Genomic DNA, 9,209 nt, shown 5'->3' on the forward strand with positions numbered 1-9,209 from the left:
TAGAGGGAGTAGTTTCTGAAGTTGGGGTTATTTCTGGAGTTGGAGTAGTTTCTGAGCTTGGGGTTATTTCTGGAGTTGGAGTAGTTTCTGAAGTTGGGGTTATTTCTGGAGTTGGAGTAGTTTCGGAGCTTGGGGTTATTTCTGGGTTTGGAGTAGTTTTTGGGGCTGGAGTATCCTGAGCTAAGATTTCATTAGCATAGCTAGAATTGATAACCACAGGATGAAGTAGAAGGATAGGGAAAAGTAAAGTTTTTCCTATAATACTTAGTAGACCAAAAGGAGCGATCGCCCAAAATCTTGCTTGACGCATTAATCACCTCAAATAAATAAACATAATACTTAAATTCTCCAACTAGCCTACTAGCATAGTGGCAAATAATCACGAATAATTATTAATTTAAACAATTAAAACTGGATTTTAGTTAGTAGTTAAATAATTTCAGCATAATCATATTTGTTTCTCTTTCAAAATCAATGCTTGTAATTAATTTATTAACTGTTTGATTTTGCTGTAATACCATTTGCTGAAATTGCTATAAATTCCTGTTTTCTATAAATACTATTTTTTGATAAAATTACTACCATCCGCTCATTATGACATTTTATCTTTTCTTTTGCTGGCTTAATAACCCGCCGTCAATAGATAATATACGGAGTGGCCGGTAGTTGACTATCCATGAGCAATTTTCCCTTTCCGTTTGTCATGTTGCGCAAACAGCATAAGTCTCTTCTGTCTTCTTCAAATCAGTTTGATATTTCATATCATATAAAATAGAGCATTGTCTCTTGATTATCCTAACCTCTCGTTCATCTCTAAAAAAGGGAAGGATATGTAGCAATAATTTTAGTACTTCATCTCAATAAACCTTGTTAGGTTTCCGCTCCTCGAAGTTTACCCATATCTACTAACTAATGTACGAGTAAACTATGATTTACCTGTACTTACTAAAAAAAAAGGGAAGACATATAGTAATAATTTTAGTATTTCATATTCTTTTAGGTTCAGCTTAAAATATCGAGTCAATTTTTTGTAATTGCAAATAATAGTTTACTATGTAGACGAATTTTAAAGTCAAAAATTTTCTATTCTGCTCCGTCTATCTTTAACTTGTCTAAATTTTCTTAATCTTCATACCCCTATTAGTAAAATAAGGTAGAGAAAATTTCAGACAATTTACCTATAGTAATTTATTCCTTCACGCTCAAAGAAAGGTCTAATCCTAGGTGAAACAGACTCAATTTTTAACTGATATTCTCCTGACTCTCCTGCTTCATAAGAATTTGCTAATAACTTGTAAGTTCCATCCTCTGGTAAAGTAATCACAATTCTGGCATTTTTCTCTCCACCACTATCATCATCTTGAGCTAATTCCTGACCATTTGAACTTAATAAAATTAAGTAAGAATCTATTTTATTGCTGCTCATATCAATAGAAATCTTTTGACCTGCTAAACCCTCAAAAGCATAAAGGTCATAATAACTATTATCTACAGGTAATACATTAGATTCACTATCCAAATTACCTTTGATTTCTATTAAACCATTAAGGTCTAATTTTTCAGCCTGGCGCTCGTCGAACATTCTCGCTTGCTGTTGAGCTACTAAAGGAGCTCTTCCCTCTCTAACTGCTCGAAGAAACTCTGGGACTCTATCTATAGATATGGCAAAACCAATACCAATATTACCCCCTAATTGACCACGAGTAAATATAGCAGTATTGACACCAATAAGTTCTCCAGAACTATTCAATAGTGGCCCCCCGGAATTACCAGGGTTAATAGCTGCATCTGTTTGGATCAATCCTCTTTCTCGATCTATACGACTGACTATTCCTACAGTAAGAGTACCTTGAAATCTGCCAAAAGGATTTCCGATGGCAAAAGCTCGCTGACCTACTTTTGTTGAACCTGGACGAGCTATTCTTATAGTGGGCAGGTTTCTTTCTCCTCGAATTTTGAGAACTGCTAAATCTAAATTTTCTTCACCAAAACCTATAACATCTGCCGTAACTTTTTTGCCATCTGCTAAGGTAATTTTAACCACACCACCTTGAGATACAACATGGGCATTTGTTAATACCATTCCGTCAGCACTAATAATGGCACCACTACCATTAGTTTTATCTGTATCTATGGAAACTACTGCTTGACTAGCTTGTTCATAAACACGAATATTAGTTTTTTCTTCTAGGCTCAGAGAAATTAGTGTTTCTTTGTGGTTTTTATTCAAAGGTCTGGGAATTGTATCTAGTTTTATTTGAGCCTTAACTGGAGGAAAATTAATTAAATTTACACCAACTGCTACTGTTACAATAAGTATTTTTAATGTGGTTTTTTGCAAAAATTTGGCATTCATTGTTGCTGGTCAAATCTAGTTTATATTTAATATTATTACCCAGTAATTTTTTGAAAAAATAGTTACTTAACGAAGTCAGAAGTCAGAAGTTAACTTACCCCTACTGCTCCCAGAAGGGAAAGTAGGGGATTTGAGTAAGGCTCCAAAAATATTGTGCCTTAAAAGGCTAGGTTTTAGACCCATGTTATTTTGATATAAAGAAGAAGGAAAAGTATTACACTATCTGATACAAAATCCAGTCATGAAAAGCGAATTTGTCCAAATACTTGTAACCCTTCTGCCCTCAGCATAGCTGCCTTCTGCCTTACCCTAACAATAAATCTTCTATGTACACAGGATTTGGCATGATTTTTAAACTTTTAAACTGTCTTAACCTTTTCTTCGACTGCTATACCAACTTGACAAATGTTTGCCACAAACAAATAGTTATGTGAGTACCCAAGAGTCAGGGTTCAGAACTCAGGTAGGGGAGCCATCGGGGCGATGTAGAAAATCAATATATTAAGCATCATTTCTGAGCTAGAATACCTCTGTTTTCTTCCTTCTTTGCTAAATAACTAAGTCTTCTTACTTCTTCCTTTTTCCTTCTCCAATAGTTTAAGATAAATAAATTGGTATTTTATTGGAATTTGGCTCGTGACTATGCAGCTTCGTGTTTATGTCCCACCCCATCCTTTAGTAAAACATTGGTTAGCTGTAGCTCGTGACATAAATACACCCTCTGCTTTATTTCGTTCTGCAATGACAGAATTAGGTCGATGGTTAACCTATGAAGCAATTCGAGATTGGTTACCTACAGTAGAAACAACGGTAAAAACTCCTTTAGCGGAATGTCCTGCTACTTTTGTTAACCCTCAAGTCCCTATTGTAGTAATACCCATTCTTCGAGCTGGTCTAGGATTATTAGAAGGAGCACAAACTGTTTTACCTTTGGCATCCATCTATCATCTGGGAATAGTTAGAAATGAAGAAACTCTGGAACCTAGTTGTTATTTGAATAAACTGCCTTCTCAGTTTGCCCCCAATGCTCGGGTTTTGATTTGCGACCCAATGTTAGCTACTGGTGGCACAATTATGCAGGCGATGACTGAATTAACTGAGCGTGGGGTTAATGTTGCTTCAATCAGAATTATTTCCGTAGTAGCAGCTCCTCCTGCTCTACAAAAATTGAGTGTCACTTATCCTGATTTGGTTATTTACACAGCAACTATTGATGAGGTTGTTAATGATATCGGGTACATTATACCAGGTCTTGGCGATGCTGGCGATCGAACTTTTGGGACTTAGTTACTGGCCACTTGAAGGCAATCAAAATTAATTGATTTAACATTCTATAGTAAGAACATGCTATGGTTAAAAATAGAGATTAATACAAACGATTGGCTATTTGCTAAATATGAGTAATAGAGATGGTTTTGCAAGTGGTTTGATTGCAGGAGCTGCAGTTGGTGGCTTAGTAGGTGGGTTATTGGGAATTTTAGTAGGAGCAAGAGTGTCTAATGATGCAGATGAAGCAGAAAATTTATTAGAGACTCAAGATACTGAAAAACAAAAAGTTATAAAAGAATCAGAAATTATAGAAGAAACTCGTCAAAGCTTGGAAGGTAAAATAGCACAGTTGAATCAAGCAATTGATGAAGTGCGCCAACAAATAAATGGTGTTAATGGCAGCTTGGCAAATACTGAGCGGTCACTCTCTGAAGAATCCTCAGATTATTAATAATAAATCTATTTCATAAAAAAATATAGATGTCAGAGATGGCTCAGAATGAAAAGATTAACAATACTAAAGCTGTGCTAAACTAGATTTCAGTATCTAATATAATTTGTAGTTTCAAAATAATAAAACTTATGAATTCCCCTATAGGACTTTTAGCAGAAACTCTAGGAACATTTGTACAAATATATTTAATTTTAATGTTCATTAGGATCTTGTTAAGTTGGTTCCCCAATATTAACTGGTACGATCCACCATTTTCTGTATTGAGTCAGTTGACAGACCCTTATCTAAATATATTTCGTTCTATTATTCCACCCTTGGGAGGTATAGACTTTTCTCCCATAATCGCGATATTTGCCCTCCAGTTTGTAGCTCAAATTTTGACAGGATTACTAAATGGCTTGGCCTATTAGTATCTATAATACTTAGAACAACCTAACCTATCAAATAGTTATTCTCTCATTTTGAAATAATTTTGAGGCAGATTGAAAAAAAAAAGGTAGTTTGTATTGTAATTATTTTTATTGCAAATGTTAATGGGAGCAAGATGCTCCCATAAAGGTAGTATGTCTACATTGGATATTACTTTGCAGAACTACCAAAAACTCAAACTGCCTTCAATAATTAATAATTAAAAGCCATCAAATTCTTCTATAGTTTGCCATCGAACTTTATGAGAAAATCCAGATGATTTAAACTGTTTTAGTCTCAATGGAGTAGGTAGATTTGCTGGCACAGAAACTCTAATTTCAAAATCAGTTACACCTGGGGGTACTTCTTCAATCGACCCAAGTCTTGTACGATTTTGCATAACATTATTATTATCAGCGTCATAAATACGTCCATATACATCTGCATCATACAAAATCTTATCGGAAGCATTTTTGGCTTTACCAGCGATAATAAAACAGTTAGCCGCCATACTAGAACCACTGGAAATAATTCCTTTTTCCAAACTAGAAGGACATTTGTGGTATTCTAGATCGTATAGCTGAACTGGAATTGCTGCCCAAGCAGGAAAAGTCCATAGCCAAGCTACTATGGCTGCAAAGGTAGATATAATGATACTAGAAAAAAATGACGTTCTCATATAATAAAATTTTTAGAGTGATTATTATAAATAACTCTAGCTTATTTTCTTGAAAGGCGATAAAAAAAACTAGTCTAGTGAAATTAAGTAGCTAAAGTTGCCCTTTAATATATTAGTTATATATATATCAATAGTTTGCATTCACGTAACGTTGCGTATAAAAAAAATCTGTAGCAAACTATTGCTATTTTTTATCTTTTATTTTGCGGTTTTAATACCTCACCGCTCGTTACTTGTAATGTTTAAAATTGCTTGGTGTTATCAGGCACAAAATGGCCGTTCTTTGACTATCAATAAGAATTTTGCCTTCAGTTTTCTGCCTTCTGACTTCCTCAAGCTTTCTGCCAGTCAGGTCTCAAATTTTTTGCCCCTCGCAAATAGGTATGAACAATATTTTTAACCTGGGTTTCTTGCATATTCACATGAATCAAAAATCTAATACAACGCTCTAAACTACCTTCAACGTGCATCTGTTGCACATCTAATAAAGGTACATTATTCCAGTTGGGACGTTGGCGGGCGATCGCAGCAGGGAAAATAGCATCCAAGTCACGAGTTACAGAAAAAGTAGTACTAATAATCTGGCTTGGATCGATTTGATTATGGTTCTCTAGTTCATCTAGTAGTTCCGTTACTGCCTCTTGAATGGCTTCTTTTGAGTTTTCTGAGACAGTAGTTGCCCCACGAATTGCTTGAACTCGCCACACCACGCCAAAATCCTCCCAACTTTATTATTCAAAATTAAGGTCGATACAGCCACAAAGGTAAACCATTAGTAGATGTTTCAAATTCTACCCAGCTTTGAGCCGCCGATAATTTTGATGATACCTGATTATTACCCAAAACTCGATTTACTAAAGATTTTGGTTTTTCGAGGGTACAACTTTCGGTCTTTTCTGGGTCTAATTTTATCAATTCACAAAGCCATTTACGGGCATCTTCTTCAGTACCTAAACGGTCAACCACACCTAATTCTAATGCTTGTTCACCTGTAAAAATTCGGCCATCCGCAAAACTTCTAACAGTTTCTACAGCTAAATTTCGTGCTTCAGCCACTATTTTGACAAATTGCTGATAACTATTATCAATCAAGTCTTGGAGAATTTGTTTTTCTGGATCTGTCATTTCTCGGTCGAAGGCTAATATGTCTTTATATGGGCCAGACTTTACTACTTTAAAAGAAACCCCTACTCTCTCCAAAAGACGTTCTATATTGTTGCCTCGCAAAATCACCCCAATACTACCTGTGATTGTCCCAGGGTTAGAAACAATATGTTGAGAACCCATGCCGATATAGACACCCCCAGAGGCTGAAATATTGCCAAAGCTAGACACAATTTTGACTTTATCTTGCAAATTTTTCAGGGCATTGTAAATTTCGTGAGAGTCAGCAACAGTACCTCCAGGGCTATCTATTCTCAGTAACAGACCAGGAAATTTTCTTTCTTCTACTGTTTTCAGTGCTTCTAGAACTCTTTTTCTGGTGTCGCTCGCTATGACACCACTAATTTCAATTCGGGCAATTTGTTTACGGTATCGAGGCTTAAATGGCCAAATCATACTTTTATTAAGTCAAAAGTCATTTCAGTTATCAGTTATCAGTTATCAGTACCTCTCCAATAAGGAGGCTTGAAATCTGAAATATTCTTTTTTTATCCCCTTAAAAGAGGATGCTATTGACCAGAATTTTTTGGTCAAACTTAATCATAGCACAAGTCATAATATTTTCTTTAAGATAACATATTGAATTTTAATTGTCAATTAACATAATATTTTGATAATTTAATGAATATTTTGAAATTTTACCTTATTATTAGTTAAACAAATATTATGTATTAATATATATATTTATATGAAAAATTGTTACAATTTATAAATAAAGCTTTAATATTAATCTTTAAAGTAATGGCCAAAAAATAAGGTCAACAGCCTCCCCTTAGCTGCACTACAAGCTGTCGCTCTACAAGAGGATAGAAAAGTCGCAGTTTCCAGTAGGGTATGGTAGCGAGGAAACCTCCTCTTGCAGAGTTGCTCCGCTGTTAGCGTTTGCGGTAGCAAACGCCATATCCAATCAACCAAGAGAAAGTAAACTTCAGTATTTTAGTGCTTCTGACTTTCCTACGGAATGCTGCGCAAACAGCGGTCGGTACTGATAACTGATGAGTAATAACTGATAACTGAAATAACTATGCAGCTAAAACTGACTAACTCAAAACTTCCCTTTGCTACACTCTTACTAATTGCTCCCTTTTTCTTCTGGGGAACTGCAATGGTAGCAATGAAAGGTGTTATTCCTCAGACAACACCATTTTTTATGGCAGCAATGCGTATATTACCAGCAGGTATATTATTGTTATTGGTAGGAATGATTCAGGGAAGACCTCAACCACAAGGAAAAATAGCTTGGTTGTGGATTTTATTGTTTGCCTTAGTAGATGGTGCTTTGTTTCAGGGGTTTTTGGCTCAAGGGTTGGTCAGAACAGGTGCAGGTTTGGGTTCGGTGATGATTGACTCCCAACCTTTGGCAGTAGCTATCTTATCATTATGGCTATTTCAAGAGAGAATTAGATTTTGGGGTTGGTTAGGGTTAGGTATTGGTGTTTTTGGCATTAGTTTAATTGGTTTACCTGATGAATGGATCGGGAGTTTGCTGCATCCAGAAACAATAGAAGCATCTCTAGGAATAGATGCACTGTTTCAAAGTGGAGAATGGTTAATGTTATTAGCATCTCTATCTATGGCAGTAGGAACAGTATTAGTGCGTTGGGTTTGCAAATATAATGACCCAGTTATGGCAACTGGTTGGCATTTGATTTTAGGTGGTGTTCCATTACTTGCAATTTCAGCAGGATTTGAGTCTGGACAGTGGGTTAATATTGATGGGTATGGTTGGATAGCGATGGGTTATGCAACTATTTTCGGCAGCGCGATCGCCTATGGTTTATTCTTTTATTTTGCTTCTTCTGGAAATCTTACCAGTTTAAGTGCTTTAACTTTTCTAACTCCAATTTTTGCTTTATTGTTTGGCAATTTATTTTTAGGAGAGGTTTTGAGTTCGTTACAGTCAGTGGGAGTGGGTTTAACTTTAGTTAGTATTTATTTGATTAATCAACGAGATGTATTAGCCGAAAAGTTGAAATTTAGCAGTTTAAAACAAGAAGATATTTCAAATACTAATTCTGGCAAAATGTTAATACAATCTCAACAGCAACCAGTTGAAGTGAATGTGCAAGTTGGAGTTGAAATATCAGAGAAGATTTAACTACAGTGGTTTTCATTTGAGTAGACAATAGTAGGGATTATTTCCTAGTGCAGAATTGCAGAAATAACTAACTATGGTTTGCTGAATTAAAGTCTTTTGGCAGGGGTAGGAGTCAGAATTTCCTACGGAATGCTACGCAAACAGAATCGGTGAATTTCCTACGGAATGCTCCGCAAACAGGAGGAATGGGAATTATAGAAGAGGTAGTCAGAAGAATCGTCCCAAGATTGCTCTGCCATAATCGTTCCAAAATACTAGCTTTTTGAGATCCCTAGACCGAAAAGCTTACACTTTTTTCGACCAAAAAAGGCACTTACCAATATCAGTCAATGGTTTAATATTTAATCAGCAAGCCCTAACTAGTTACAAAATCCTAAAAGCCTTACAAATCAAAAGTATTGATTTTTGACTGTCTTGAGTGTGTCTTACATTCTGGAGGGGCTGTGTGCGGAATTACTTCCGCTTCTTGTTTGTAGTTGGGCTTTAGCCCTAAGATAACTAAGTAGGAAAATTTAAAACTACGTCAGTTGCGACTGAAAGGAATTGAAAGGTTTGCGGAGAATTCCGGAACGGAAAGAAGTTTCAAGGGTTTGGGCTAAATCAGCATTTTGTTAGATAGTTAGGTTGGTAGTGCAAAACACAAAGTCTGGGATGAGTTAGTAAGTTGTTCCAACTCTAGGGTGTGATACTGCTGACGGAACGCTCTGCGAACGCTAATTCTGCTCAATGTATAGCAATGAGCGCTGGTATATTTACAAATTGCAGGATTTGCCCAATAGCT

At 35.9% G+C, this 9,209-nt stretch carries 9 protein-coding genes; 4 read left to right on the top strand and 5 right to left on the bottom strand.

Going from position 1 to position 9,209, the window contains the following annotated elements; genetic code table 11:
- On the bottom strand, nucleotides 1-310 hold a 310-nt coding region (locus AC3DU7_RS13180; protein ID WP_488039795.1), incomplete at its 3' end, for a hypothetical protein.
- Between the two features lie 864 nt (nucleotides 311-1,174).
- Entirely contained in the window at nucleotides 1,175-2,356 is a 1,182-nt protein-coding gene (locus AC3DU7_RS13185; protein ID WP_488039796.1) for a trypsin-like peptidase domain-containing protein, read from the bottom strand.
- A 636-nt stretch (nucleotides 2,357-2,992) separates the two neighbouring features.
- Here AC3DU7_RS13185 and upp point away from each other — a divergent pair.
- From upp to AC3DU7_RS13200, 3 genes are all read left to right on the top strand, one after another.
- Nucleotides 2,993-3,643, top strand: coding sequence for a uracil phosphoribosyltransferase (gene upp / locus AC3DU7_RS13190; RefSeq protein ID WP_488039797.1), 651 nt, complete (start codon nucleotides 2,993-2,995; stop codon nucleotides 3,641-3,643).
- Nucleotides 3,644-3,752: 109 nt separating this feature from the next.
- Nucleotides 3,753-4,076, top strand: coding sequence for a ssl2009 family thylakoid membrane protein (locus AC3DU7_RS13195; protein ID WP_488039798.1), 324 nt, complete (start codon nucleotides 3,753-3,755; stop codon nucleotides 4,074-4,076).
- 131 nt (nucleotides 4,077-4,207) lie between these two features.
- Nucleotides 4,208-4,489, top strand: a complete 282-nt coding sequence (locus tag AC3DU7_RS13200; RefSeq protein WP_488039799.1) for a YggT family protein — start codon at nucleotides 4,208-4,210, stop codon at nucleotides 4,487-4,489.
- Nucleotides 4,490-4,707: 218 nt separating this feature from the next.
- Here the strand turns inward: AC3DU7_RS13200 and AC3DU7_RS13205 are convergent, their stop codons facing one another.
- The 3 genes from AC3DU7_RS13205 to sppA all read right to left on the bottom strand — a co-directional run bounded on the left by AC3DU7_RS13205 (nucleotide 4,708) and on the right by sppA (nucleotide 6,726).
- Nucleotides 4,708-5,166, bottom strand: coding sequence for a hypothetical protein (locus tag AC3DU7_RS13205; RefSeq protein WP_488039800.1), 459 nt, complete (start codon nucleotides 5,164-5,166; stop codon nucleotides 4,708-4,710).
- A gap of 332 nt (nucleotides 5,167-5,498) precedes the next feature.
- Complete coding sequence (gene aroH, locus AC3DU7_RS13210; protein WP_488039801.1) at nucleotides 5,499-5,876, bottom strand: chorismate mutase; 378 nt, start codon at nucleotides 5,874-5,876, stop codon at nucleotides 5,499-5,501.
- A 31-nt stretch (nucleotides 5,877-5,907) separates the two neighbouring features.
- Nucleotides 5,908-6,726: a signal peptide peptidase SppA gene (gene sppA / locus AC3DU7_RS13215; RefSeq protein WP_488039802.1), complete on the bottom strand. Its 819-nt coding sequence runs from the start codon at nucleotides 6,724-6,726 to the stop codon at nucleotides 5,908-5,910.
- Between the two features lie 628 nt (nucleotides 6,727-7,354).
- Here sppA and AC3DU7_RS13220 point away from each other — a divergent pair.
- A complete protein-coding gene (locus tag AC3DU7_RS13220) occupies nucleotides 7,355-8,428 on the top strand; it encodes a DMT family transporter (RefSeq protein ID WP_488039803.1) in 1,074 nt (357 codons plus the stop codon).
- The last annotated feature ends 781 nt before the right edge of the window (nucleotides 8,429-9,209 follow it).

Source organism: Okeania sp. (assembly GCF_983059655.1).